The organism is Pseudacidovorax sp. 1753 (assembly GCF_040544975.1).
Taxonomy (GTDB): Bacteria; Pseudomonadota; Gammaproteobacteria; order Burkholderiales; family Burkholderiaceae_C; genus Xenophilus.
The window spans coordinates 325,671-350,394 of sequence record NZ_JBEPKY010000001.1 but is presented as its reverse complement, the minus strand read 5'-3'; the positions used below and the strand labels follow the sequence as shown (position 1 = coordinate 350,394).

At 69.4% G+C, this 24,724-nt stretch carries 20 protein-coding genes; 3 read left to right on the top strand and 17 right to left on the bottom strand.

Going from position 1 to position 24,724, the window contains the following annotated elements; translation table 11 throughout:
- The first annotated feature begins 78 nt into the window (after positions 1 to 78).
- Both nagZ and ABIC63_RS01645 read left to right on the top strand, forming a co-directional pair.
- Entirely contained in the window at positions 79 to 1,182 is a 1,104-nt protein-coding gene (gene nagZ / locus ABIC63_RS01650) for a beta-N-acetylhexosaminidase (protein WP_354318433.1), read from the top strand.
- A gap of 11 nt (positions 1,183 to 1,193) precedes the next feature.
- Complete coding sequence (locus tag ABIC63_RS01645) at positions 1,194 to 1,427, top strand: DUF167 domain-containing protein (RefSeq protein WP_354318432.1); 234 nt, start codon at positions 1,194 to 1,196, stop codon at positions 1,425 to 1,427.
- A 37-nt stretch (positions 1,428 to 1,464) separates the two neighbouring features.
- Here the strand turns inward: ABIC63_RS01645 and lysS are convergent, their stop codons facing one another.
- Positions 1,465 to 3,003, bottom strand: coding sequence for a lysine--tRNA ligase (lysS, locus tag ABIC63_RS01640; protein WP_354318431.1), 1,539 nt, complete (start codon positions 3,001 to 3,003; stop codon positions 1,465 to 1,467).
- Between the two features lie 231 nt (positions 3,004 to 3,234).
- Positions 3,235 to 3,861 carry an LON peptidase substrate-binding domain-containing protein gene (locus ABIC63_RS01635; protein ID WP_354318430.1) on the bottom strand — a complete coding sequence of 209 codons (627 nt, stop codon included), beginning with the start codon at positions 3,859 to 3,861 and terminating at the stop codon, positions 3,235 to 3,237.
- A 72-nt stretch (positions 3,862 to 3,933) separates the two neighbouring features.
- On the opposite strand from ABIC63_RS01635, the gene ABIC63_RS01630 reads away from it, so the two are divergent.
- Positions 3,934 to 4,491: a YggT family protein gene (locus tag ABIC63_RS01630; protein ID WP_294366920.1), complete on the top strand. Its 558-nt coding sequence runs from the start codon at positions 3,934 to 3,936 to the stop codon at positions 4,489 to 4,491.
- A gap of 60 nt (positions 4,492 to 4,551) precedes the next feature.
- Here ABIC63_RS01630 and ABIC63_RS01625 read toward each other — a convergent pair whose 3' ends face one another.
- The 15 genes from ABIC63_RS01625 to ABIC63_RS01555 form a co-directional block, all read right to left on the bottom strand.
- Complete coding sequence (locus ABIC63_RS01625) at positions 4,552 to 7,017, bottom strand: PepSY domain-containing protein (protein WP_354318429.1); 2,466 nt, start codon at positions 7,015 to 7,017, stop codon at positions 4,552 to 4,554.
- A gap of 18 nt (positions 7,018 to 7,035) precedes the next feature.
- Positions 7,036 to 9,129: a TonB-dependent siderophore receptor gene (locus ABIC63_RS01620; RefSeq protein WP_354318428.1), complete on the bottom strand. Its 2,094-nt coding sequence runs from the start codon at positions 9,127 to 9,129 to the stop codon at positions 7,036 to 7,038.
- A 167-nt stretch (positions 9,130 to 9,296) separates the two neighbouring features.
- Complete coding sequence (gene accD, locus ABIC63_RS01615; protein WP_017761322.1) at positions 9,297 to 10,169, bottom strand: acetyl-CoA carboxylase, carboxyltransferase subunit beta; 873 nt, start codon at positions 10,167 to 10,169, stop codon at positions 9,297 to 9,299.
- Positions 10,170 to 10,277: 108 nt separating this feature from the next.
- On the bottom strand, positions 10,278 to 11,141 hold the full coding sequence (trpA, locus tag ABIC63_RS01610; protein ID WP_294366944.1) for a tryptophan synthase subunit alpha: 864 nt from the start codon (positions 11,139 to 11,141) through the stop codon (positions 10,278 to 10,280).
- Complete coding sequence (gene trpB, locus ABIC63_RS01605) at positions 11,138 to 12,394, bottom strand: tryptophan synthase subunit beta (RefSeq protein ID WP_354318529.1); 1,257 nt, start codon at positions 12,392 to 12,394, stop codon at positions 11,138 to 11,140. The genes trpA and trpB overlap by 4 nt, the downstream gene beginning before the upstream one ends.
- A 127-nt stretch (positions 12,395 to 12,521) precedes the next feature.
- Positions 12,522 to 13,214 (bottom strand): phosphoribosylanthranilate isomerase, encoded by a 693-nt coding sequence (locus ABIC63_RS01600; protein ID WP_354318427.1) that lies wholly within the window; start codon positions 13,212 to 13,214, stop codon positions 12,522 to 12,524.
- Positions 13,215 to 13,278: 64 nt separating this feature from the next.
- Complete coding sequence (gene truA / locus ABIC63_RS01595; protein WP_354318426.1) at positions 13,279 to 14,091, bottom strand: tRNA pseudouridine(38-40) synthase TruA; 813 nt, start codon at positions 14,089 to 14,091, stop codon at positions 13,279 to 13,281.
- Positions 14,092 to 14,215: 124 nt separating this feature from the next.
- The gene (locus ABIC63_RS01590) at positions 14,216 to 16,903 is read right to left on the bottom strand and encodes a motility hub landmark protein FimV (RefSeq protein ID WP_354318425.1); all 2,688 of its coding nucleotides are present in this window, start codon (positions 16,901 to 16,903) and stop codon (positions 14,216 to 14,218) included.
- Between the two features lie 145 nt (positions 16,904 to 17,048).
- Complete coding sequence (gene asd, locus ABIC63_RS01585) at positions 17,049 to 18,179, bottom strand: aspartate-semialdehyde dehydrogenase (protein ID WP_354318424.1); 1,131 nt, start codon at positions 18,177 to 18,179, stop codon at positions 17,049 to 17,051.
- A gap of 319 nt (positions 18,180 to 18,498) precedes the next feature.
- On the bottom strand, positions 18,499 to 19,569 hold the full coding sequence (leuB, locus tag ABIC63_RS01580; RefSeq protein WP_354318423.1) for a 3-isopropylmalate dehydrogenase: 1,071 nt from the start codon (positions 19,567 to 19,569) through the stop codon (positions 18,499 to 18,501).
- A 29-nt stretch (positions 19,570 to 19,598) separates the two neighbouring features.
- Positions 19,599 to 20,249, bottom strand: coding sequence for a 3-isopropylmalate dehydratase small subunit (leuD, locus tag ABIC63_RS01575; RefSeq protein ID WP_354318422.1), 651 nt, complete (start codon positions 20,247 to 20,249; stop codon positions 19,599 to 19,601).
- A 17-nt stretch (positions 20,250 to 20,266) separates the two neighbouring features.
- Positions 20,267 to 21,688, bottom strand: a complete 1,422-nt coding sequence (gene leuC / locus ABIC63_RS01570; RefSeq protein WP_354318421.1) for a 3-isopropylmalate dehydratase large subunit — start codon at positions 21,686 to 21,688, stop codon at positions 20,267 to 20,269.
- A gap of 208 nt (positions 21,689 to 21,896) precedes the next feature.
- Positions 21,897 to 22,868, bottom strand: coding sequence for a LysR family transcriptional regulator (locus ABIC63_RS01565; RefSeq protein ID WP_294366971.1), 972 nt, complete (start codon positions 22,866 to 22,868; stop codon positions 21,897 to 21,899).
- A 186-nt stretch (positions 22,869 to 23,054) separates the two neighbouring features.
- Entirely contained in the window at positions 23,055 to 23,195 is a 141-nt protein-coding gene (locus ABIC63_RS01560) for an entericidin A/B family lipoprotein (RefSeq protein ID WP_114802580.1), read from the bottom strand.
- 171 nt (positions 23,196 to 23,366) lie between these two features.
- A complete protein-coding gene (locus ABIC63_RS01555) occupies positions 23,367 to 24,677 on the bottom strand; it encodes a citrate synthase (protein ID WP_294366975.1) in 1,311 nt (436 codons plus the stop codon).
- Between the last annotated feature and the right edge of the window lie 47 nt (positions 24,678 to 24,724).

Genomic DNA, 24,724 nt, shown 5'->3' with positions numbered 1-24,724 from the left:
CACGCAGCGCCTCCCTCCTGTCTCCTGTCCCCCGTCTCCGCCGCCTGTTCCCCCGCCGCAGTGCCCGACCTGGACCCCATGACCGATTCCCCCCTCATCATCGACGTCGCCGGCACGGCCCTCACGGCCGACGATCGGCGCCGCCTGCAGCACCCGCTCGTGGGCGGCTGCATCTACTTCAGCCGCAACTTCGAGAGCCGGGCGCAGATCACGGCGCTCTCGGCCGAGATCCAGGCGCTGCGCCCCGACCTGTTGATCGCGGTGGACCATGAGGGCGGCCGCGTACAGCGCTTCCGCACGGATGGCTTCACGGCGCTACCGTCGATGCGGTCGCTGGGCATGCTGTGGCAGTCGGGGAGCGATGGCCCGCAGTGCGCACAGAACGCGGCGGCCGCCCTCGGCCAGGTGCTGGCGGCGGAGCTGCGTGCCTGCGGCATCGGCTTTTCCTTCGCGCCGGTGCTGGACCTGGACCATGCCGACGCCGCCGCGGTCGAGACGCCGGGCTCGCGCAGCGCCGTCATCGGCAACCGCAGCTTCCACCGCGATCCGGCCATCGTGGCGGCGCTCGCCCGGGCGGTGATGCACGGCCTGCGCGATGCCGGCATGGCGCATTGCGGCAAGCATTTCCCCGGTCACGGCTTCGCGGCGGCCGATTCGCACGTGGCCGTGCCGGTCGACCCGCGTGGCCTGGAGGAGATCCTGGCCGACGACGCCGCACCCTATCGCTGGCTCAGCGCGAGCCTGGCGGCGGTGATGCCGGCGCATGTCGTCTATCCCGCCGTCGATGCGCGGCCGGCAGGCTTCTCGTCGCGCTGGCTGCAGGAGGTGCTGCGCCAGCGCCTGGGCTTCACGGGCGCGGTCATCAGCGACGACCTCAGCATGGAAGGTGCCCGCCACCTCGAAGGCCGGCTGCTGCAGCCGGCCCAGGCGGCGCTGCAGGCTCTGCAGGCCGGCTGCGACCTGGCGCTGCTGTGCAACCAGAGCCTGAACGGCGGCGCGGTGCTGGACGAATTCCTGGATGCGATGACGCAGGCGCGCGCGAGTGGCGAACTCGCGCCGTCGCCCGAACGCGAAGCCCGCCGCCGGGCCCTGCTGCCGCGCGGGGAGGCACTGGGCTGGGACGCGCTGATGGCCAATGCGGCCTACCGCCACGCCCGCGCGCTGCTGCCCGCCACCGTCTGAGAACGCGGCCCATGGCGACCACCATGCTGCAGGTGAAGGTCAAGCCCAACGCCCGGGCAAGCACGCTGGTGCAGCAGGAAGACGGCACCTGGCTGGCCCAGCTCAAGTCGCCGCCGGTGGACGGCAAGGCCAATGCCGAGCTGATCGCCCTGGTGGCGAAGCAACTGGGTGTGGCCAAGGCGGCCGTCGACATCCACGCCGGCGCGGGCGGGCGGATGAAGCTGGTGAAGGTGCAGCAGGGCTGAGAGCGGCCAGATCGCCGCGCCGGCCCCGACAGGCTGCTCAGCCCTCGCGCCGCAGCGCCGGGAACAGGATCACGTCGCGGATGCTGGGCGAGTCGGTCAGCAGCATCATGAAGCGGTCGATGCCGATGCCGCAGCCGCCGGTGGGGGGCATGCCGTACTCCAGCGCGCGCACGAAGTCGTGGTCGAAGTACATCGCCTCGTCGTCGCCGCTGTCCTTGGCGGCCACCTGGGCGTTGAAGCGGGCGGCCTGGTCTTCGGCGTCGTTCAGCTCCGAGAAGCCGTTGCCGAACTCGCGGCCGGTGATGTAGAGCTCGAAGCGCTCGGTCACTTCGGGCCGCTCATCGTTGGCACGGGCCAGCGGCGAGATTTCGGTCGGGTGCTCCATGATGAAGGTGGGCTGCCAGAGCTTCTCTTCGACCACTTCCTCGAAGTACAGCACCTGCAGGCTGGCCAGGGTGCGGCTGGCCAGGCGGTCCTTCTCTTCGCTCATGCCCAGCTTGCGCAGCGCGGCGATCAGCCAGTCGCGGCTGTCGACGTTGTCGCCGGCTTCGGTGTGCTTGACGATGGCCTCGCGGATGGTCAGCCGCTCGAAGGGCGCGGCCAGGTCCACCGGCTTGCCCTGGTAGGTCAGCTGCAGCGTGCCCACGGCCTTGGTGGCGGCGTCGCGGATCAGCGCTTCTGTGAAGTCCATCAGGTCGCGGTAGTTCCAGTAGGCCGCGTAGAACTCCATCATCGTGAACTCGGGGTTGTGACGGACCGAGATGCCTTCGTTGCGGAAGTTGCGGTTGATCTCGAACACGCGCTCGAAGCCGCCCACGATCAGGCGCTTGAGGTAGAGCTCCGGCGCGATGCGCAGGTACATCTCCTGGTCCAGCGCGTTGTGGTGCGTGACGAAGGGCTTGGCATTGGCGCCGCCGGGAATGGGATGGAGCATGGGCGTCTCCACTTCCAGGAAGCCATGGCTCACCATGAATTCGCGGATGCCGCTCACCGCCTTGCTGCGGGCGGCGAAACGGGTGCGGGCGGCCTCGTCGGTGATCAGGTCCACGTAGCGCTGCCGGTACTTCTGCTCCTGGTCGCTCATGCCGTGGAACTTGTCCGGCAGCGGTCGCAGGCTCTTGGTCAGCAGGCGCAGGCGGCTGACCTTGATCGACAGCTCGCCGGTCTTGGTCTTCATCAGCGTGCCTTCGGCGCCGACGATGTCGCCCAGGTCCCACTTCTTGAAGTCGGCGTAGGCCTCTTCGCCCAGGGCGTCGCGGGTGACGTAGAGCTGGATGCGGCCGGTGGCGTCCTGCAGCGTGGCGAAGCTGGCCTTGCCCATCACGCGCTTGAGCATCATGCGGCCGCCCACGCTGGCGGCCACGGGCGTGGCTTCGAGCGTCTCGGCGGCCGTCTCGCCGTGGGCGGCGAGCAGGGCGTCGGCGCGGTCGGCGGGCTTGAAGTCGTTGGGGAAGGCGACGCCGCGGCCCTCGGCCTGGCCGGCCCGCAGCGCCTTCAGTTTCTCGCGTCGTTCGGCGATCAGCTGGTTGTCGTCAACGGAAGGGGCGGCAGCGGCCGGCGTGGTGTGGTCGGACATGGAGGGCGTCGTGCAGTTGGAGGCCGCCGCCGGGCGCGGGGGCGACCGGGGGGAGGGCGGCTGTCAGGGGAAGGGCGCCAGGGTCGCCGGGCGGTGGGCCCGGTGCAGCGCGGCCGGCGATTTTAGCGGGGCCGCGCTGTGCAACGCGGTACGCGCGCCGCGGGAACGCCGCCTGGGCGAAGCCTGTGTGCTCGCAGTGTGATAACGGGGCGGGCGGCCCGCGCCGTTCGCTCAGCGCTGGCCCGAGATGCGGGTCTGCGCCAGCAGGTCGCTCACCAGCTCCAGACGAACCAGCGGACTGTCCAGGGCCAGCAGGCGCTGCCGCATCTCGGAGGGCAAGGGCAGCAGCTCGCACCAGCGGTTGGCCACCCAGGCGCAGTCGTCGTAGTCCGGCGGCTCGGCCAGGGGCAGCGGCCCGCCGCGCTGGCGCAGGGTCTCGGCGAACTGGCGCAGCGCATCGGCCACGCCGAGCAGGTCGTCCGGCACGGGCACGCGTGCTTCGGGCGGCAACACCTCGGTGCGCGCCGTCCACAGGCCGTTGTTTTGCTGCCGGCGCTCCAGGATGCGAAAGCGCTCGGTGCCCACGCATTCGATGACCAGCAGGCCGGATTGAGGCGACTCCAGGTGACGAATGGTGGCCAGCGTGCCCAGGTCCGCAAAGACTTCGGGCGCGGCGCCGGCAGCGCGCACCTCCGCGCCCCGCATCAGCCCGACCACGCCGAAGGGCGTGCCGGCCTTGTGGCACTCGCCGATCATCTGCAGGTAGCGCAGCTCGAAGATCCGCAGCGGCAGCAGCCCGCCCGGAAAGAGCACGGTTCCGAGGGGGAAAAGCGGCAGGAAGGCGTTGGCTTCGGACATGATGGGCGCAAAAGTGCGTGGCTATCATCGCACTCCCTCCTTGCCCCCTGCGGCGCCTTCGATTTCCTGACGATGCTCTACCAGATCCCTTCGTTCCTGCTGGACGTCATCGCCGGCCTGCTGGGCGGCGCCTGCCTGCTGCGCCTGTACATGCAGCTGCACCGCGTGCCCTTCGGCAATCCACTGGGGCGTTTCGTCTTCGCGTTGACCGACTGGATCGTGCTGCCCCTGCGCCGCATCCTGCCCGCGGCGGGCCGCTGGGACCTCGCCAGCCTGGTGGCGGCCTGGCTGATCGTCATGCTCAAGTACCTGCTGCTGATGCTGCTGGCCGGCGGGCTGCGGCCGGTGGCGCTGCCGCTGCTGTCGCTGTTCGGGCTGCTGCAGCTGGCGGTGTCGGGGTTGACGGCGCTGCTGATCGTCTATGCGGTGCTGTCGTGGGTGCCCGGTGCCTCGCCGGTGCTGCACGACCTGGTGCAGCGCCTGGCCGAGCCGCTGGTGCGGCCCATCCGCCGCGTGGTGCCGCTGATCGGCGGCGTGGACCTGTCGCCGCTCGTGGCCATCGTGCTGCTGCAGATCGTGGCGATGGTGCTGGGCAACCTGCTGGTGGGCATCTACGGCATCGGGCGCTGAGGCACGGAGCCGGCGCCGAGCCCCACAGGGCGGGCGCCGGGCAACTGCGCCTGAAGCCGCTCAGTAGACGTCGCGGCGCAGCCGGCCTTCCATGAGCAGCGCCTCCACTGCCGCGGCACCGAGCAGCTCGCGCAACGCGGCATCCACGCCCTGCGTCATGCCTGCCAGGCTGCCGCAGACATAGAGCACGGCGCCGTCGTCCATCCAGCGGCGCAACGCGTCGCCTGCATCCTTCAGCGCGTCCTGCACATGGCGGCCGGCGGGCGCTACGCGCGACCAGGCCAGGTCCACCCGCGGTAGAAGGCCGCGAGCCTGCCAGGCCTGCACGTCGTCGGCGAAGAAGGCATCGTGGTCTGGGTGCCGCTCGCCGAAGATAAGCCAGTTGCGCCCGTGGCCGCGCCGCGCCCGCTCGCGCAGATGTCCGCGCAGGCCCGCGAAGCCCGAGCCGTTGCCGATGAAGATGCAGGGGCGGTCGTCGTCGATCAGCCGGAAGCCCGGGTTGTCGACCAGCCGCAGGCGCAGCGGTGCGCCAGGCAGGGTCTGCACCGTGAGCCAGTTGGACATGAGGCCGAGGCGCCCGTCGTCCAGCACGCGCTGGCGCACCAGCAGGCTGAGGGTGCCGTCGTCCGGGATCGAGGCGACGGAATAGCGCCGTGGCGGCTCGCCGGACGTGGGCGCTTCGATCTCCACCAGCGCGCCTGGCTGCCAGGCGGTCTCGGGGGGCAGGGCGATCTGTAGCTCGAACAGCGGCGAGCCGGCGCTCCCAGGATTCAGGTGCGTGCGCAGGCCCAGCTCGGCATGCAGCCAGTCAGGCGCGGCCTGGGCCGGGCCCAGCGTTGCGTCCTCGTCCAGCACGACGCCGAAGGCTGCGCCCACTTCGGCGCGCCAGCGCACGAGGGCGGAGGCGTCCGTCTCGTCCATTTCCACCAGCGGGAACAGCGGTCGCGCGCCCAGACGCCGTAGTTGCCCGTCGAGTGCACGACCGAAGCCGCAGAAGGCGCCGTACTGGCGGTTGCCCAGGGCCATCAGGCCGAAGGCGGGCGCCGGCGTCAGCGGCCCGCTCATCGTGCTCAACCGCCGGGCGAAGGCGCGTGCCGCGTCGGGCGGCTCGCCGTCGCCATAGCTGCTGGCCACGACCAGCACGCGCGGGTGGCGGGACAGATCAGCCGGGGCCAGCGCCTGCAGCGGCCGGACGTTGGCGGGCACGCCAGCGGCGCCCAGGGCTGCCGCGGTCTGCCAGGCGAGTCGTTCGGCGTGGCCCGTCTGGGTGGCGAAGGCGATCAGCAGCCCGCCGGTCTCGGGTGTGGCGCTGCCCCCTGCGGCGGCCAGCGAGGCCCGCCGCGCCTGCCGAGCCGCCGCTGCCTCGCGCCGCCGACGCAGGTACAGCAGCCAGCCCGTCACGGCGAAGAGCAGGAGCCCGGCGCTGGCCAGCACCATCACCACCCGGCCGAGCGGGCCCCAGAAGCTGCCCATGTGCAGCGGATAGATGCTGTTGACCAGCCGCGCTGGCGCGCTCAGTTCGGCATAGCGGCGATGCTCGATGGGCTCGCCGGTGGCGGCGTCCAGGTAAAGCCGGTTGCGGGCGCGCTCGTGCTCGGCGTCGCGGCGCAGGTAGGTGACTTCGACCCGCGGATTGGCGCGTGCCGGCAAGCGCAGCGTCACCAGCTGCCAATTGCCGTCCGATGCGCGCAGGAATCCCTGCCAGAGCCGGTCCAGATCGGGCGCGACGCGGGGTGGCGCAGACCCGGGGCCCGCCGCGGACGACGCGCCGCCAGCGGCGCCCATGGTGCGGCCGGCCGGGTTGCCGCCGCTGCGCTGCATGCGCACCGCCTGTCCTTCGCCCACCGCGCCGTCCACCGCCGCACGCACGGCGTCGAAGCCCCAGTAGACGCCGGTCAGCCCCGACACCAGGTAGCACAGCAGCGCCAGCGTGCCCGCCACCGCATGCAGGTTCCACAGCAGCGCGCGGCCGCGCAGGCGCAAGTCCACGCGCAGCCAGGCGCGCCAGTCCAGCGTCCGGCGCGGCCAGCGCAGCACCAGGCCGGAGAGGGCCAGCAACAACAGCGAGGCCGCGAGCACGCCCGTCACCGGTTTGCCGGTGTCGCGCGGCAGCAGCAGCCAGCGGTGCAGCGATTCGACGGTCTCGAAGAATTCGTCGCCCTGCGGCTCGGGCAGCGGCTCGGCGGTCCACGGGTCCAGCCAGTGCTGTGCGCCGCGGCGCGGGCCGGGCGCCGGTGCGAGGCCGATGCGCACGGGCCAGCCGGCCTGCTCGCGCAGGGTGAGCGTCTGCACCTGTACCTTCGGGTCACGCGCCTGCACGGCGGCGACCAGCGCGGCGGGAGTGAGCGGCGCAGCGCCGGGCATGGGCGGCTGGCGCTGGAACAGCGCCGGATTCAACGCCTCGACGATCTCCGCGCGGTAGGCCAGCAGCGCGCCGCTGCTGCCGATGACCGCCAGCACCGTGCCGGCCGTGATGCCGGCCAGCCAGTGCAACTGGAACAGGACTTGGCGCCAGGTCCAGCGCATGTCAGCCTCTCGCTGCGCTCACAGGTCGACCTTCATCAAGGCCTTCACGGTGCGCGGCGTGCCGACAGCCAGACGCGTCCCGGCGGCCGACCAGTAGCGCTTGTCGCCGGCGTTCTCCACGTTCAGCTGGAACTGGGTGCGCCTGCCGAACAGCTGCGTCACGTAGCGCGCCCCCACGTCGAACAGCGTGTAGCCGCCGATGAAGCCCTGGTTCAGGTCGTCGATGGGCCGTCGGCCCGTGTAGTAGGCGCCGCCGTTGATCGAAAGCCCTGGCACGCCTGCGATGTCATACGACAGGAACAGGCTGGCCGTCTTGCGCGCCGTGTTCTCGGGCATCTTGCCGTTGTACTGGGCGTTGATGTCGCGGAAGGCGGCGTTCAGCAGCTGGCCCGAGGCCTGCCAGGCCAGCTGCTTCGTGATCTGGCCCTGGGCCGACAGCTCCAGCCCGCGGAAGACCTGCCGGCCGTCGCCCACGAAGGTGTTGGCGCTGTTGGTGTAGGTGCCGGGCCGGTCGATGTCGAACACCGCGGCCGAGAACATCGTGCCGGTGGGCGCCTGCCAGCGCAGGCCGAGTTCCTTCTGCTTGCTCACGCCCGGGGCCAGCCGCTGGTTCTGGTTGGTGGTGCCGGCGGGCGCCGCCTCGCCTTCCTCCACACCCTGCGCATAGGAGCCGTAGACGGCCAGGTCCGGCGTGAACTTGTGGGTCAGCGCGAGCAGCGGCGAGGTCTTGTCGACGTCGTAGGCGATCACCGGCAGCGTGGTGCTGGCGCCCTGCACGCTCTGGTAACGCGTGTGGCGCACGCCGGCCACCAGTTGCCACTCGGGCGAGATCACGATGCGGTCCAGCGCGTACAGGCCCAGGTCGCTGCTGTCCTGGAAGCCGTTGGTGGGCACCAGCGTGCGGCTGCTGAGCGCCAGGGGCGCGATGGGAAGCGGGGCGTACAGGTACTGCACCGTGCTGGCGCTGCCGTAGCTGCGGTTGTAGAGCGGTGCCTGGCTCTTGTCGGCCCGTGCCACGCCCAGGGTCAGCTCGTGCTGGAGACTGCCCGTCTGGAAGGTGCCGAACAGCTCGGTGCGCAGCAGCTGCGAGGTCTGCTCCAGGTGCTGCACGGTGCCGGTGATGCGGCCCCGGCCCGTCGTCACGTTGTAGTTGCTGAAGGTCGCCAGCCCGCGGTCGCGCTCGGCGTCGGATCGACCGGCCTCGACCATCAGCGCCCAGTCGCTGTTGATCGAGTAGTCGGCGCGCAGCTGGGTGTTGGTCACCTCGGCGGAGAAAGGCGCCCAGGTGGGGCCGAGCAGCCGGGTGGGGTCGGGCAGGGCCGGCAGCGTGATCACGCCGTTGACTGCCGCCGGCCGGGCGATGCCGGCCTGCTCCACGATGCGCTTCTGGTAGTGCTCGATGTCGGCCTTGAGGGTCAGCTGCGCGTTCACGCGCCAGTCGAAGGCCAGCGACTGCATCTGGCGGTTGCCGTCCACGCCGCCGATGGCCGAGCCCAGGCTGCCGCCCGCGGCATTGATGCGCACGCCGAACTGATCGTCCGCGCCGAAGCGCCGGCCGATGTCCACCAGGCCCTGCGCGCCGCCATGGTCGTCCACCTTCACGCCTACGCTGGTCACCGGTGTGGCGCCGGCCCGCTTGGTCACGAAGTTGACGATGCCGGCCGGCGAGGTGAAGCCGTAGTAGAGCGCCGAGGCGCCCTTGAGCACCTCCACCCGCTCCTTGTTCTCCATCGGGATCTCGGAGATGTTGGGGATGGCCAGCGAGCCGTTGAGCCGGTAGTTGGTGCGGTTCTCGACCCCGATCCCGCGGATCACCAGCTGGTCGAAGGTGTCGCCGCCGTTCTGCTGGCGGGTGACACCGGCGGTGTTGCGCAGCACGTCGTAGACGCTGTCGGCCGCCTGCAGTTCGATGACGGCGCTGGTGACGGCATTCACGGTGGCCGGAACGTCCATCAGCTGTCCGCCGCGGAAGGTGCCCGCCTCCACCGTGTTGGCGACGAAGCCGTTGCTGCGGTCGGCGCGCACGTCCACGGTGTCCAGGGTGGTCTGGGCCAGGACGGCGTAGGGCAGCGGCAGCGCCATGGCGGCGGCGACAGGGAGCAGTCTTCTCATGAGCAGGCGGGCCGGCGAGCGGCCACAAAAAAGCGCGCCGATGCGCGCTGTTGGCGAACTGGTAAAAACCCTATTCTGCCTTGCTAATGAGAACTTTTCTCATATTCGTGGCGATTGTCGCAATCGCACCACGGCCCGGCCGCTTCGGACCGGGCGCCCAAGGGCGATCAGCCGACCGCGTCGGCCGGCTGGCGCGTGAGCATGGCCAGCACGCTGGCGATGGTCTTGCGAAGCTCGCGGCGGTCGCTGATGAAGTCGACGGCGCCCTTTTCCTGCAGGAACTCGGCGCGCTGGAAGCCCGCGGGCAGCTTCACCCGCACGGTGGACTCGATCACGCGCGGGCCGGCGAAGCCGATCAGCGCCTTGGGCTCGGCGATCACCACGTCGCCCACGAAGGCGAAGCCGGCCGAGACGCCACCCATGGTCGGGTCGGTCAGCACGCTGATGTACGGCAGGCCCTTCTTGGCCAGGCGGGTGAGGGCGGCGTTGGTCTTGGCCATCTGCATCAGCGACAGCAGGCCTTCCTGCATGCGGGCGCCGCCGGTGGCCGTGAAGCAGATGAAGGGCACCTTCTGCTCGATGGCGGTTTCGACGCCGCGCACGAAGCGCTCGCCGACCACCGAACCCATGGAGCCGCCCATGAACTCGAACTCGAAGCAGGCGGCGACCACGCCGATGTTGAGCACCGAGCCGCCCATCACCACCAGGGCGTCGGTCTCGCCGGTGGACTCCAGCGCTTCCTTCAGGCGCTCGGGGTACTTGCGGCTGTCCTTGAACTTGAGGGCATCGACCGGCAGCACTTCCTGGCCGAGCTCGTAGCGGCCCTCGGCGTCGAGGAAGGCGTCGAGCCGCGCGCGGGCGCCGATGCGGTGGTGGTGGCTGCAGCTGGGGCAGACGTTCTGGTTCTGCTCCAGGTCGGTCTTGTAGAGCACCGTCTCGCAGCTCGGGCACTTGATCCACAGGCCCTCGGGCATCTGGCGCCGGGCACCGGGGTCGGTGGGCGCGATCTTGGGGGGGAGAAGTTTTTCGAGCCAGCTCATGGTGTGCGTCCGAGTTCTGTGCAAGGAGGCGGACGGGGCGGCCAGGCCGCCTGTCCGCGGCGCCTGCCGGGCGCGGTGGCCGGGCAGGGCGGGGAACGAGGGGAAGGATTATCCCGCTTTCGGCCCGGAGACCGGCAGCGCATCCAGCGCGGCGCGGATGCCGCGCAGGAAATCGCCCGCCGCAGCCAGTGCCGCTTCGCGCGGCTGGCCCTCCAGCAGCTGGATGATCCGCGTGCCGATCACCACCGCGTCGGCCGTGCGGCCCACGGCCTGCGCCGTCTGCGCGTCGCGGATGCCGAAGCCCACGCCCACCGGCACCGTCACGTGCTGGCGGATGCGCGGCAGCATCTGCTCGACGGCCCCGGTGTCCAGGTGGCCGGCGCCGGTCACGCCCTTGAGCGAGACGTAGTAGACGTAGCCGCTGGCCACCCGAGCCACCTGCGCCATGCGCGCGTCGGTGCTGGTGGGGGCGAGCAGGAAGATCAGGTCCAGCCCATGGGCGCGCAGGTCGGCGGCGAAGGCTTCGCATTCCTCGGGCGGGTAGTCGACGATGAGCACGCCGTCCACGCCCGCCGCCGCCGCGTCGCGCACGAAGGCGCCGACGCCATGCTTGAGGTCGTAGCGCTCCACCGGGTTGGCATAGCCCATCAGCACCACGGGCGTCTTCGTGTCCTGGCCGCGGAACTCGGCCACCATGACCAGCACCTGCGCCATGCCCACACCCATCGCCAGTGCGGCCTCGCCGGCCTTCTGGATCACGGGGCCGTCGGCCATCGGATCGGAGAAGGGCACGCCCAGCTCGATCACGTCGGCGCCGGCGGCGACCATGGCGTGCATCAGTGCAGGCGTGATGTCGGCCTGCGGAAAGCCGGCGGTGACATAAGGAATCAGCGCCTTGCGGCTCTCGCCCGCCAGGCGCGCGAAGGTGGACGCGATGCGCCGGCTGTCCGGCGTGGTGCTCGTGCTGCTCATTGCTTGCCTCCCTTCACCGAGAGGCCACGCATGGAGGGGCGGTCGTAGAAGTCCACGCCCGACAGGTCGGCCACGGTGCCGATGTCCTTGTCGCCGCGGCCGGACAGGTTGACCAGAATGGACTGGTCGGGCCGCATCGTCTTGGCGAGCTTCATGGCGTAGGCCACCGCATGGCTGGATTCCAGCGCCGGGATGATGCCCTCGGTGCGGCACAGGTGGTGGAAGGCGGCCAGCGCCTCGCCGTCGGTCACACCCACGTACTCGGCGCGGCGGATGTCGGCCAGGTAGGCATGCTCGGGGCCCACGCCGGGGTAGTCCAGGCCGGCGCTGATGCTGTGCGTCTCGGTGATCTGGCCGTCCTCGTTCTGCAGGATGTAGGTGCGGTTGCCGTGCAGCACGCCCGGGCTGCCGCGCTGGATCGAGGCCGAATGCTTGCCGCTGTCCAGGCCCTCGCCAGCGGCCTCCACGCCCACCAGCTTCACCTGCTCATAGGGGATGTAGGGATGGAAGATGCCCATGGCATTGCTGCCGCCGCCCACGCAGGCCACCACCACGTCGGGCTGGCTGCCTTCGCCCGGGAGCATCGAGGGCATCTGCTCCAGGCACTCCTTGCCGATCACGCTCTGGAAGTCGCGCACCATGGCCGGGTAGGGGTGCGGGCCGGCCACCGTGCCGATGATGTAGAAGGTGTTCTCCACGTTCGTCACCCAGTCGCGCATGGCCTCGTTGAGCGCGTCCTTGAGCGTGCGGCTGCCGGATTCGACCGGCACGACGGTGGCGCCCAGCAGGTTCATGCGGTAGACGTTGGGGCTCTGGCGCTTGACGTCCTCGCTGCCCATGTAGACCACGCATTCCAGGCCGTAGCGGGCGCAGATGGTGGCCGTGGCCACGCCGTGCTGGCCGGCGCCGGTCTCGGCAATGATGCGCGGCTTGCCCATGCGGCGCGCCAGCATGGCCTGGCCGATCACGTTGTTGATCTTGTGGGCGCCGGTGTGGTTGAGGTCCTCGCGCTTGAGGTAGATCTGCGCGCCGCCCAGCTCGCGGCTGGTGCGGGCCGCGTGGTAGATCGGCGATGGCCGGCCGACGAAGTGCTTGAGCTCGTAGGCGAATTCGGCGAGGAAGTCCGGGTCCTCGCGGTAACGGTCGTAGGCCTCGCGCAGTTCGGCGATGGCATGGGTCAGCGTCTCGCTGACGAAGCTGCCGCCGTAGGGGCCGAAATGGCCGGCGGCGTCGGGCAGGGCATAGGTGGGCATGTTCATGGCGATCGTGATGATGGCGCCGGTGCGCAGGCGGGCACCGGCAGAACGATGAGGTCTTCTTGGCAGCCGTCAGGACGCGCAGTGTCCTGACGGTGCAGCCGGCGGGCCCGAAGGCCCGGGCTCAGCGGGCGAGGAGCGCGTCGGCCGCGCGGACGGCGGCGACGAACTCGCGGATCTTGTCGCCGTCCTTGATGCCCTTGGCCGTCTCGACGCCCGAGCTCACATCAACCGACAGCGACCGGCAGCGCGGGCGCAGCAGCGCAATGCCATCGCCCACGTTTGCAGGTGCGAGCCCACCACTCAAGACGAGGTGAGCGTCGACGGCGGTTGGAAGGAGTGACCAATCGAAGACCTTGCCGGCACCGCCATAGCCGTCGACATGGGCGTCGAGCAGGATGGCGCTGGCCTGGGAATAGGAAGCCGCGTAGTTTAAGAGGTCGAAGCCGGCCCCTGCCGCGCCCAGGGGGATGCGGGCGGCGCGCAGCCAGCGGTGGCGGCCCTCGGCGGCGGATTGCCAGCACAGTTCAGGCGTCTCGTCGCCATGGAACTGGGCCATGGAACCCGGCACCGCCGCCAGCGCGGCCTGCACCCGATCCGGTGCTTCATTGACGAAGAGCAGCACCGGCACCACGAAAGGCGGCAGCCGGCGCGCCAGCTCCGCGGCGCGCTCCACGGTCACGGCCCGCGGGCTTTTGGCGTAGAGCACGAAGCCCACCGCATCGGCCCCCGCGTCCACGGCCGCGTCCACGTCCTGCTCGCGCGTGAGACCGCAGATCTTGATGCGGGTGCGGAAGGTGGCGGACGAAGGGGGCATGGCGTGTGCGGACAGAGGAACAGGGCGCGTGACTGGGCGAGAGGGGGTGACTGCCCGACGAGGTTCAGGGCAGGTCCTCGCAGGCACCAGGCTCCACGCCCATGGTGACCTCGGGCGGAAGTCCCCATGCGGCGTCGTACATCGGCCCGAGGAAGTACAGCCCGTCGGCTGCGAAGGTGGGCGCCGCTGCCTGCCGGCTGCGCGCGTCGCGCACCTCGCGCAGCCAGTCGGGTGTGGCATGGCCCTGGCCCACGCGTACCAAGCAGCCCATGATGTTGCGGATCATGTGATGCAGGAAGGCGTCGGCCTCGAAGTCGAAGTGCCAGTGGCAGCGCTCTGCCGCACCGACGCGCGCGATGGCGATGCGCCGCACGGTCTTGACCGGCGATTTGGCTTGGCACGCCGAAGCGCGGAATGAGCTGAAGTCGTGCTCGCCCAGCAGGTGCGCGGCGGCGGCGCGCATGGCCTCTCCATCCAGCGCATGCATCGACCAGCCCACCTTGCCCGCCTCCAGGCTGGGCCGCACCGGCGACTGCGACAGCACATAACGGTAGCGCCGCCCCAGGGCCGCGGCGCGGCAGTGGAAGCGGTCGGGCACCGGCTGCGCCCACTGCACGGCGATGTCCTCCGGCAGGAAGCGGTTGGGCCCGCGCACCCATGAGAAGGGCACGCGCTCGACGTCGGTGTCGAAGTGCACCACCTGCATCCAGCCATGCACGCCCGCGTCGGTGCGGCCGGCGCACAGCGTGCCGATGCGCTGCTGCGCAAAGCGTTCGAGCGCCCGTTCGAGCTGGTCCTGCACCGTGCGACCGGAAGGCTGGCTCTGCCAGCCGTCGTAGGCGCGGCCGTTGTAGCGGACGCCGAGCGCGAGCCTCATGCGCGCGACGCGCCTGCAGCGGGCAGGCAGGCGAGGAAGATCGGAGGGCAGGACGGCAGCGCGGGCATGGCAGAAAAAGAGGGCCGGCCGCCCTGGGTGGGTGGTACGGCGCGGCCCTGGAGTATCAGCGCAGTTCGGCCAGCAGGCGGCGTGCGTCTTCCTGCAGGGCGCCGTCGCTTTCAGCGATCAACTCCTCCAGCAGCATGCGGGCGCCTTCCGGATCGCCCAGCGCGTGCAACTCGCGCGCGAGCGACAGCTTGACGGCGTCGGCACTCTCCCCGGGGCCAGGGTCGATGCCCGTGGGAATGTGCAGCGGCAGGTCCATGGGCTGCGTGTCGGCCGTGTTGAGCGCGGCGTGGAAGTCGCGGCTGAAGATGTCCGAGCCTTCCATGGACAGCGGCGCGTGCAGCGTGGCGGGCTGGGTGCGCACCTCGTCGCCGACATGGCGGAACCCTGCCATTGGCTCCAGTTCGGCCGGGGCGGTGTCGAAGTCGTTGCCCAGATCGCCGACCGGGGCCGAACGCAGGGGCGCCGGAATGGTGGGCTCGTCCGCCGCGCCGCGAAGTCCCGAGGCTGGCCCGCCGGGGACCGGACGCGCGTCGTCTGCCAGCGCCGACGGGAACAGCGACGAGACCGATGGCGTCGTGGGCGCCGGAGCGGCCGCCGGCGTGCGTGCGGGCGGCAGGTCCAGATCCAGGTCGAAATCCAGGGGCGCGACCGAAGGCACGAACGCCTGGGGCTTCGGCTCCTCCGGGGGGGCGGACATGGCGCCGGCCGCGCTGGCGGATGCGGCGATGCCGGCGGCGCTCATGGCAGGCGCCAGGCCGGCAGGCAGGGCGGCTGCCGGGGCGTCGGCCGCATGGGCGCCCTGGTAGAGCGCGTTGGACGGGTCTAGGCTGCGGCCCAATTCCTGCGCGCGATGCCAGTCGGACCCCTTGCCGCCCGTCTGCCCCTGCAACTCGAGCGCCAGTTGCTCGAAAGCGCGGGCGTCGCGGCGGCGGGCGTAGATCTCCAGCAGCTTGAGCTGGATGCTGGTGCGTTCCGGCGACGTGCGCAGCGCTTCCTTGAGGATCTCCTCGGCCTGGAGGTCGCGGCCGTAGGCGAGGTACACGTCCGCCTCCGCCACCGGGTCCACATCGCCTGCATCGAGCTGGCTGGGCGAATAGTTGAGCGAGGAGGCGCCGCTGTGGTCCTCCTTGGTGTCGACCGTCGCGCCGCCGGAGCCGCCGAAGTAGGAGTCCTTCTGCAGGCTTTCGGGGAACAGGCTCTCGGCCGCGTCCTTCTTCTGCTGCTGGCGCCGGCGAGCCAGCAGGGCGAGCAGCAACAGCAGCAGGACAATGCCGCCACCCGCCAGCATCAGCGGATTGGCCAGCAGCGAATCCAGCAGGCCTTGTTCTTCCTGCGCGGCGGAGGGGGCAGGCGGGACCGGTGCGGGAGCCACCGCTGCGGAGGCGGGTGGTGCCGGTAGCGCCACGGCGGCCCCGCCGGACGCGGCGGCTTGCGGCGTTGGCGCCGTGGCTGCGGGTGTCGACGAGGCGGACCCTGTGGTGGAAGGCGCCGTCACGCCTGGTGCGCCCGTACCGCCCGCCGTTCCCTCGGAGGGCGCCGCGGCCTGAGGGGCGGAAGGCCCGGCAGGTGCAGCCTGTGCGGGCGCCGCCGTGCCTGCGGACGCGCCGCTCGATGCGCCTTGCAGCCGGTTGAGTTCCTCGATGTTGCGGGAGAGTTCGGCGACCCGGCTGCTGGATTCCTTTGCCTGGCGCTGCTGTGCCAGGCGCTCCTCGGCCGAGGCCTGGCCCGGCGCCGCGCCCCGCGAGATGGTCAGCCGGTCCGCGGATGCACCCGCGGCCGATCGGTCCTGCACGCGCGCCTGGAGGCCGCCCGACGCCTGCCGGTCCGCCCCTTCCACGTTCATCGACGGCGCGTTGGTGGCCAGGCGTTGCCGGTAGCTGTTGAAGTCGCGGCTCTGGGCCACGATGGTGCGGCGGGCTTCTTCCGGCGGTGTGGCCCGGGCCGCGTCGGCCGAAGGCATCTGCAGCACGGCGCCGGCGCGCAGCCGGTTGACGTTGCCGTTCATGAAGGCGCTGGGGTTGGCGCGCAGCATGGCCAGCAGCATTTGGTCGAGCGAGACATCGGCCGGCTTGGCGGCCGCGGCCAGGCGGCCGGCGGTGTCGCCCGCGCGCACGGTGATGGCGCTTGCAGCCCCTGGCGGCGCCGCTGCCGGAGCAGGCGCTGCCGCGGCTTGCGCCGGGATCGCTGTCGGCCGCTCGGCCCTTGGGGCCTGCCGGGTGGGTGCGGGCGTGATCGGTCGGTCGATGGCCACACCCGACGATGTCGCGGGCGCCCGGCCCTGCGGCGGATCGATTAGGGCGGTGTAGTCCCGGACCAGTCGCCCGCTGGGCGAATTGGCTTCGATCAGGATGTCCACGAACGGGTCGTTCATCGGACGCACCCCTTCCAGGCGGACGACGTAGCCGCCGTCCGCGCGCCGCTGGAGCGTGGTGCGCACGCCCTGGAGCGTATCGGCGAACGTCAAGCCGGCGTTCTGGAAAGTCTGAGGTGCAGCCAGGCGGACCTGCAGGTTCGTCGCCTCGGCCTGGGTGACGTCGGTGACCTGGACTTCGGCCCGCAGGGGCTCGCCCAGCGCCGACAGCACATTCAGCGCGCCCAGCGTCAGCGCCTGCGACTGGGTGGACCACAGGCCGAACGCCGCCACCACGGCCCAGCCCAGTGGAGAAATGCGGAAACGGCGAACGGCCGCCGAAGCGGCCGTGTCGCGCCCGGCGGCCTGCGCAGGCGGCGAGAGTCTGGTCATGCTGTCGCGGGCCATGCCCGAAAAATGTAAGTAGACGTTAACACCCGCGCTGCCCAAAAACAAGGCGAAGGGCCCCGCTCGGTTGGGGCGCCGGCCGTCTCATCCAGATCATGCGTTGCCCCGGGGCAACGCATGATGAGGAGTGTTAAGCGTCCAGCAGGATGCGCAGCATGCGGCGCAATGGTTCCGCCGCGCCCCAGAGCAGCTGGTCGCCGATGGTAAAGGCGCCCAGGTACTCGGGGCCCATGGCCATCTTGCGCAGCCGGCCGACCGGGATCGTCATGGTGCCGGTCACGGCCACGGGCGTCAGGTCCTTGAGGGTGGCTTCGCGCGTGTTGGGCACCACCTTCACCCAGGCGTTGTCGGCCGCGATCATGGCCTCGATGTCGGCCAGCGGCACGTCCTTCTTGAGCTTGAATGTCAGGGCCTGGCTGTGGCAGCGCATGGCGCCCACGCGCACGCAGAAGCCGTCGACCGGCACGGCGGGGCTGCCGAAGCCTTCGCCCTGGCCGAGGATCTTGTTGGTCTCGGCCATGCCCTTCCATTCTTCCTTGGACATGCCGTCGCCCAGGTCCTTGTCGATCCAGGGGATCAGCGAGCCGCCCAGGGGCACGCCGAAGTTGGCCGTCTCTTCGCCCGAGAGGCTGCGCTGCCTGGCGATGACCTGGCGGTCGATCTCGAGGATGGCGCTCTTGGGGTCGTCCAGCAGGGCCTTCACTTCCGAGTAGAGCGTGCCGTACTGCGTGAGCAACTCGCGCATGTGCTGCGCACCGCCGCCCGATGCGGCCTGGTAGGTCTGCGTGCTCATCCACTCGACCAGGCCCGCCTTGTAGAGCGCACCCACGCCCATCAGCATGCAGCTGACGGTGCAGTTGCCGCCGATCCAGTTGCGGCCGCCGTCGGACAGGGCGTTCTTGATGACCGGCATGTTGACCGGGTCGAGCACGATGACCGCGTCGTCCTTCATGCGCAGCGTGGAGGCGGCGTCGATCCAGTGGCCCTTCCAGCCGGCGGCGCGCAGCTTGGGGAAGACTTCGGTGGTGTAGTCGCCGCCCTGGGCCGTGATGATGATCTCGCAGCGCTTGAGCTGGTCGATGTCGAACGCGTCCTGGAGTGTGGTCTCGTTCTTCGCCATGGCGGGCGCCTTGCCGCCGGCGTTCGAGGTGGAGAAGAACAGCGGCTCGATCAGATCGAAATCCTTCTCGGCCACCATGCGGTCCATCAGGACCGAGCCGACCATGCCGCGCCAGCCGACCAAACCTACCAACTTGCTCATGTCAAAAGCCCTTTCAGAGTCATACAAAGAAGACCGCGGCGAATGGGCTGGCCCGCCTGGCTCGTCCGTGGGCCAGGGGGGAGGCACGCGCGACGAACCAGGCTGGGTCAGCCCTTAATGGTCGTCGTGGTTTTGGTGATGGATGCGCGCGCGGTGCTGGCCAGGGCGGCAGGCACGGTGTTCAGGGCGAACGGGCGGGCGACAAACATGGGGCACGATTGTAGCGCGCATCGGTATCGTCCTACATGCAAAACGGCCCAACAGGGCCGTTTTGCAGCGGATGTTGCGTGCGCCCGCCGGGCGCCGCGTTCACACCTTTTCAGGCCAGGGCCTTCAGCACGGCATCGCCCATTTCCCGGGTGCCGACCTTGGTCGTGCCTTCGCTCCAGATGTCGGGCGTGCGCAGGCCCTGCGCCAGCACGGCCTTGACGGCGGCCTCGATGCGCTGGGCGGCCTCTTCCTGATTGAGCGAGAAGCGCAGCAGCATCGCCGCGCTCAGGATGGTCGCCAGCGGATTGGCCACGCCCTTGCCGGCGATGTCGGGTGCGCTGCCGTGGCTGGGCTCGTACAGGCCCTGGTTGCTGTCGTTCAGGCTGGCCGAGGGCAGCATGCCGATGGAGCCGGTCAGCATCGAGGCCTCGTCCGAGAGGATGTCGCCGAACATGTTGCCGGTCACGATCACGTCGAAGGCCTTGGGCTTCTTCACGAGTTGCATGGCGGCGTTGTCGACGTACATGTGCTCCAGCTCGATGTCCGGATAGTCCTTGTGCACCTCGGTGACCACGTCCTTCCAGAACTGGAAGGTCTCCAGCACGTTGGCCTTGTCCACGCTGGTGACGCGCTTGTTGCGCTTGCGGGCGGCCTCGAAGGCCACGCGGGCGATGCGCTCGATCTCCGGGCGCGAGTAGCGCATGGTGTCGAAGGCCTCGTCGGCGCCCGGGAAGTGGCCGTCGGTGGCCACGCGCTTGCCACGCGGCTGGCCGAAGTAGATGTCGCCGGTCAGCTCGCGGATGATGAGGATGTCCAGGCCTGCGACCAGCTCGGGCTTGAGGCTGGAGGCATGCGTCAGCTGCTCGTAGCAGATGGCGGGGCGGAAGTTGGCGAACAGGCCCAGATTCTTGCGCAGGCCCAGGATGGCCTGCTCGGGGCGCAGCGGGCGGTCCAGCTTGTCGTACTTCCAGTCGCCGACGGCGCCGAAGAGCACGGCATCGGCTTCCTTGGCCAGCTTGAGCGTGGCCTCGGGCAGCGGGTGGCCGTGGGCCTCGTAGGCGGCGCCGCCGACCAGGGCGGTCTCCATCTCGAACGTCAGGTCCAGCGCGTCCAGCACGCGCACGGCCTCCGCGACGATTTCGGTGCCGATGCCGTCGCCGGGCAGAACTGCGATTTTCATAAGTGATGTTTCGGTGAGAGAAAAATGGGTCAGGCGATCATCTGGTGGGCGAGCCAGGGCTTGGCGGCAAGGCGCTCGGCTTCGAAAGCCTTGATCTTGTCCTTGTGGCGCAGCGTCAGGCCGATGTCGTCCAGGCCGTTCATCAGGCAGTAGCGGCGGAAGGGCTGCACCTCGAAGGGGATCTCCTCGCCGTCGGGCTTGACGACCACCTGGCGGTCCAGGTCGACGGTCAGCTCGTAACCCGGAAAGGCGAACACCTCGTCGAACAGCTTGGCCACGGTGGCCTCCGGCAGCACGATGGGCAGCAGGCCGTTCTTGAAGCTGTTGTTGAAGAAGATGTCGGCGAAGCTCGGCGCGAGGATGGCGCGAAAGCCGTACTGGTCCAGTGCCCAGGGCGCATGCTCGCGGCTGGAGCCGCAGCCGAAGTTCTTGCGTGCCAGCAGCACCGAGGCGCCCTGGTAGCGCGGCTGGTTCAGCACGAAGTCGGGGTTGGGCTTGCGGCTGGCCGGATCCATGCCGGGCTCGCCATGGTCGAGGTAGCGCCATTCGTCGAACAGGTTGGGGCCGAAGCCGGTGCGCTTGATCGACTTGAGGAACTGCTTGGGGATGATCGCATCGGTGTCGACGTTCTCGCGATCCATCGGGGCCACGAGGCCCTTGTGCACGGTGAATTTCTGCATGGTGTCTGCTCCCTGGCTCAGGCGATGGTGCGGATGTCGACGAAGTGGCCGCGGATGGCGGCGGCGGCGGCCATGGCCGGGCTCACGAGGTGGGTGCGTCCGCCCGCGCCCTGGCGGCCTTCGAAGTTGCGGTTGCTGGTGGAGGCACAGCGCTCGCCCGGCTCCAGCCGGTCGGCGTTCATGGCCAGGCACATCGAGCAGCCGGGCTCGCGCCACTCGAAGCCGGCAGCCTTGAAGATCTCGTGCAGGCCCTCGCGCTCGGCCTGTTCCTTCACCAGGCCCGAGCCCGGAACGACCATGGCCACCTTGATGTTCTTGGCGACTTTCTGGCCCAGCTTCCTGACCACGGTGGCGGCCTCGCGCATGTCCTCGATGCGGCTGTTGGTGCAGCTGCCGATGAACACCTTGTCCACGAAGATGTCGTTCATGGCCTTGTTGGGCTCCAGGCCCATGTAGGCCAGGGCGCGCTCGATGGCGCCGCGCTTGTTGGCGTCCTTTTCCTTGTCCGGGTCGGGCACGCGGCCGTCGATGGGCAGCACCATCTCGGGCGAGGTGCCCCAGGTGACCTGCGGCTTGATCTCGGCCGCGTTGAGCTCGACCACGGTGTCGAACTTGGCGTCGGGGTCGGAATGCAGCGTCTTCCAGTAGGCGACGGCCTGGTCCCATTCCACGCCGGTGGGCGCGAGCGGGCGGTTCTTCACGTAGTCGATGGTCTTCTGATCGACCGCCACCAGGCCGGCGCGCGCGCCGCCTTCGATGGCCATGTTGCAGACCGTCATGCGGCCTTCCATCGACAGGTCGCGGATGGCGGAACCGGCGAACTCGATGGTGTAGCCCGTGCCGCCGGCCGTACCGATCTTGCCGATGATGGCGAGCACGATGTCCTTGGCCGTGCAGCCCAGCGGCAGCTTGCCCTCGACCTTGACCAGCATGTTCTTGGCCTTCTTGGCCAGCAGGGTCTGCGTGGCCATCACATGCTCGACCTCGCTGGTGCCGATGCCGTGGGCCAGCGCGCCGAAGGCGCCGTGGGTGGAGGTGTGGCTGTCGCCGCACACCACCGTCATGCCCGGCAGCGTGGCGCCGTTCTCGGGCCCGATCACGTGCACGATGCCCTGGCGCTTGGACAGGAAGGGGAAGAAGGCGGCGGCGCCGAATTCTTCGATGTTGGTGTTCAGCGTGGTGACCTGTTCCTTGCTGATCGGATCGGCGATGCCGTCGTAGCCGCGCTCCCAGCCGGTGGTGGGCGTGTTGTGGTCGGCCGTGGCCACCACCGAACTGACGCGCCACAGCTTGCGGCCGGTCTGGCGCAGTCCTTCGAAGGCCTGCGGGCTGGTCACTTCGTGCACCAGATGGCGGTCGATGTAGAGGACGGCGGTGCCGTCTTCCTCGGTGTGGACGACGTGCTCGTCCCAGATCTTGTCGTAGAGCGTGCGGGCCATGGGGTCTCGTCTTTCGTGGGGGATCGGGGTTGGTATTCGGGAGGTCTCACAAGGTGTGAATGAATCCGGCGTGGCCGAGCGGGCTGCGAAAACGCTCCCAATCAAGGCGCAAAGCGCAGCCATAGCTCGGGCTATGGCGAGCATTTGCAACGCGGAGTGGGCGTGTTTTGGCAGGACGAGCGGGCATGTCGGGTTCGTTCACACCTTGTCAGGCGTCGTCCGCGTCGGCGGGCACCTGTGCGGCTTCTGCCTGCTGCAGGTGCTGAACCAGCGTGCGCGCCGCCACTGGCAGGGTGGAGAAGTCGCGGGCCACCAGGCGGATCTCGCGGTGCGCCCAGTCGTCGCTGAGGTCCACTGCGGCCAGCCGGCGGCCGATGCCCGCCTGCATGAGCTCGAAGGCGCGGCGTGGCATCACGCCTACGCCCAGCCCGTTGTCGATCATGCGGCACATGGCGTCCAGCCCGGTGACGTGGATGCGCAGCCGCACGCTGCGGCCCTCGGCGGTGGCGGCCTGGTACATCGCGCGGTAGATGGAGCTGTGGGTGTGAAGGCCCACGTGGTCCTCGTCCAGCGTCTGGGCGAAGCCGACGCAGGGCTGCGCGGCCAGGGGATGCTGCTGCGGCAGCACGAGTGCCAATTGGTCGCGCCGGTAAGGCAGGGTCTGCAACTCGCCCGCATCGTCCTCGGGCACATGGCAGATGCCCAGATCGGCCGCTCCGGCCTGCACCGCGCGCACCACCTCGTGGCTGAGGTGTTCTTCCAGATCGATCTTGATGCCTTCGTGAAGCCGGGCGAAGGCGCCCAGATCCTCGGGCAAGTACTGCACGATGGCGGAGATGTTGGCATGCACCCGCACATGGCCGCGCACGCCCTCGGCGTACTCGGAGAGCTCGCCCTGCATCTTCTCCAGGCTGTAGAGCATGGCGCGGGCGTGGTGCAGAAGGCTTTCGCCAGCGGGCGTCAGGTCCACCCCTCGGGCATGGCGGTAGAGCAGGCTGATGCCGAGTGTGGATTCGAGGTCGGACAGCCGCTTGCTGATGGCCGATGCCGCGATGAACTCGCGCTCGGCCGCACGGCCGATGCTGCCCAGCTCGCACACGGCCACGAAGAGCTGCAGCGACGTCAGGTCGATGCGGCGCGCAAAACTGCGTTCGAGGGTGAGCGGGGCGGGCGAGGTCATCACGATCCACGAGGGGAGGCGTGATTTTCCTATGGTTTGTCCATGCTAGTCATCGCGGATGGCGATGGGGTGGCTGGCAAGGCGAGAACCCGTTGTGCCCCGTCGCGCCATGACGGTCGCGGGGTGCCAAGAAAAACGGCCCACGAGGGGCCGTCCGGTGGTGTGGAGCGGCAATGCCGCCCACGGTCACTGTCGCTTCTTTGCAGAATCTTCGATCTTTTCGCCAGCCTTTTGGACGTCCTGGCCCGCACCCTTGAAGGTGTTGCAGCCGGCCAGCGGCACGGAGACGGCGAAAGTGATGGCGAGCAGGGCGGCGAGTTTCTTCATGGGACGTTTCCTTCCTCTTCGTGGACGATGTGGATGTCGGAGGTCACCCTCCGCAGCGCAATGTGACGACCAGGAAGTCAGGCGGATGTCAGTCAAGACGCAAAAAGGCCGCCCGAAGGCGGCCTATGCATTGCAGGCGGGCACCTCGCGGCACCTGCATGCGGGCGGCGTTCAGCGCTGGGCGATCGGCTTCACGTCGCGCTTGTCGGCGCCGGTGAAGAGCTGACGCGGACGGCCGATCTTGTACTCGGGGTCGCTGATCATTTCGTTCAGCTGCGCGATCCAGCCCACCGTGCGGGCCAGCGCGAAGATGCCGGTGAACAGGTTGACCGGGATGCCGATGGCGCGCTGCACGATGCCGGAGTAGAAGTCGACGTTCGGGTAGAGCTTGCGCTGCACGAAGTAGTCGTCTTCCAAGGCGATCTTTTCCAGCTGCTTCGCCAGGGCGAACAGCGGGTCCTTCTCCAGGCCCAGCTCGGACAGGACCTCGTTGCAGGTTTCCTGCATCAGCTTGGCGCGCGGGTCGTAGTTCTTGTACACGCGGTGGCCGAAGCCCATCAGCTTGACGCCGGAGTTCTTGTCCTTGACCTTCTCCATGAACTCGCCAACCTTGGAAACACCGCCATTGCGCTGGATGTCTTCCAGCATATTCAGGCAGGCCTCGTTGGCACCGCCGTGGGCGGGGCCCCACAGGCAGGCCACGCCGGCCGCGATGGCGGCGAACGGGTTGGTGCCCGAGCTGCCGCACAGGCGCACGGTGGAGGTCGACGCGTTCTGCTCGTGGTCCGCGTGCAGGATGAAGATGCGGTCGATGGCGCGCTCGATGACCGGGTTGACCTTGTACTCTTCGCACGGCGTGCCGAACATCATGCGCAGGAAGTTGCCTGAGTAGCTCAGGTCGTTCTTCGGATACATGTACGGCTGGCCGGTGCCGTACTTGTAGGCCATGGCGACCAGCGTGGGCATCTTGGCGATCAGGCGGATGGCCGCGATCTCGCGATGCTCGGGGTTATTGATGTCGGTGCTGTCGTGATAGAAGGCCGACAGGGCGCCCACCAGGCCGGTCAGCACGGCCATCGGGTGCGCGTCGCGGCGGAAGCCACGCAGGAAGAACTGCATCTGCTCGTTCACCATCGTGTGGCGCGTCACCGTGTCGGTGAACTCGGCCTTCTGCGATTCGTTGGGCAGTTCGCCGTTGAGCAGCAGGTAGCAGGTTTCCAGGAAGTCGCAGTTCACCGCCAGCTGCTCGATGGGGTAGCCGCGGTACAGCAGCTCGCCCTTGTCGCCGTCGATGTACGTGATGGCCGACTGGCACGACGCCGTGGACAGGAAGCCCGGGTCGTAGGTGAACATGCCCGTCTGCGCGTACAGCTTGCGGATGTCGATGACGTCCGGACCGACCGTGCCCTTGTAGATCGGCAGATCGATGGCTTGATCGCCATTGCTGAACGCGAGCGTGGCCTTGATGTCGGAGGCTTTCATGTCGACTTTCTCTTGAGAAGGTGGAGGAAATGGGGAGGGTGGCGAAG

Excerpts from the sequence above, each read along its gene's own strand:
- asd (WP_354318424.1), bottom strand. The coding sequence starts at position 18,179 with ATGAGCAAGTTGGTAGGTTTGGTCGGCTGGCGCGGCATGGTCGGCTCG.
- leuB (WP_354318423.1), bottom strand. The coding sequence starts at position 19,569 with ATGAAAATCGCAGTTCTGCCCGGCGACGGCATCGGCACCGAAATCGTC.
- leuD (WP_354318422.1), bottom strand. The coding sequence starts at position 20,249 with ATGCAGAAATTCACCGTGCACAAGGGCCTCGTGGCCCCGATGGATCGC.
- trpA (WP_294366944.1), bottom strand. The coding sequence starts at position 11,141 with ATGAGCAGCACGAGCACCACGCCGGACAGCCGGCGCATCGCGTCCACC.
- ABIC63_RS01625 (WP_354318429.1), bottom strand. The coding sequence starts at position 7,017 with ATGCGCTGGACCTGGCGCCAAGTCCTGTTCCAGTTGCACTGGCTGGCC.
- truA (WP_354318426.1), bottom strand. The coding sequence starts at position 14,091 with ATGAGGCTCGCGCTCGGCGTCCGCTACAACGGCCGCGCCTACGACGGC.
- accD (WP_017761322.1), bottom strand. The coding sequence starts at position 10,169 with ATGAGCTGGCTCGAAAAACTTCTCCCCCCCAAGATCGCGCCCACCGAC.
- ABIC63_RS01620 (WP_354318428.1), bottom strand. The coding sequence starts at position 9,129 with ATGAGAAGACTGCTCCCTGTCGCCGCCGCCATGGCGCTGCCGCTGCCC.
- ABIC63_RS01600 (WP_354318427.1), bottom strand. The coding sequence starts at position 13,214 with ATGCCCCCTTCGTCCGCCACCTTCCGCACCCGCATCAAGATCTGCGGT.
- ABIC63_RS01555 (WP_294366975.1), bottom strand. The coding sequence starts at position 24,677 with ATGAAAGCCTCCGACATCAAGGCCACGCTCGCGTTCAGCAATGGCGAT.
- ABIC63_RS01630 (WP_294366920.1), top strand. The coding sequence starts at position 3,934 with ATGCTCTACCAGATCCCTTCGTTCCTGCTGGACGTCATCGCCGGCCTG.
- ABIC63_RS01635 (WP_354318430.1), bottom strand. The coding sequence starts at position 3,861 with ATGTCCGAAGCCAACGCCTTCCTGCCGCTTTTCCCCCTCGGAACCGTG.
- ABIC63_RS01645 (WP_354318432.1), top strand. The coding sequence starts at position 1,194 with ATGGCGACCACCATGCTGCAGGTGAAGGTCAAGCCCAACGCCCGGGCA.
- ABIC63_RS01565 (WP_294366971.1), bottom strand. The coding sequence starts at position 22,868 with ATGACCTCGCCCGCCCCGCTCACCCTCGAACGCAGTTTTGCGCGCCGC.
- leuC (WP_354318421.1), bottom strand. The coding sequence starts at position 21,688 with ATGGCCCGCACGCTCTACGACAAGATCTGGGACGAGCACGTCGTCCAC.
- lysS (WP_354318431.1), bottom strand. The coding sequence starts at position 3,003 with ATGTCCGACCACACCACGCCGGCCGCTGCCGCCCCTTCCGTTGACGAC.
- ABIC63_RS01590 (WP_354318425.1), bottom strand. The coding sequence starts at position 16,903 with ATGACCAGACTCTCGCCGCCTGCGCAGGCCGCCGGGCGCGACACGGCC.
- trpB (WP_354318529.1), bottom strand. The coding sequence starts at position 12,394 with ATGCCCACCTATGCCCTGCCCGACGCCGCCGGCCATTTCGGCCCCTAC.
- ABIC63_RS01560 (WP_114802580.1), bottom strand. The coding sequence starts at position 23,195 with ATGAAGAAACTCGCCGCCCTGCTCGCCATCACTTTCGCCGTCTCCGTG.
- nagZ (WP_354318433.1), top strand. The coding sequence starts at position 79 with ATGACCGATTCCCCCCTCATCATCGACGTCGCCGGCACGGCCCTCACG.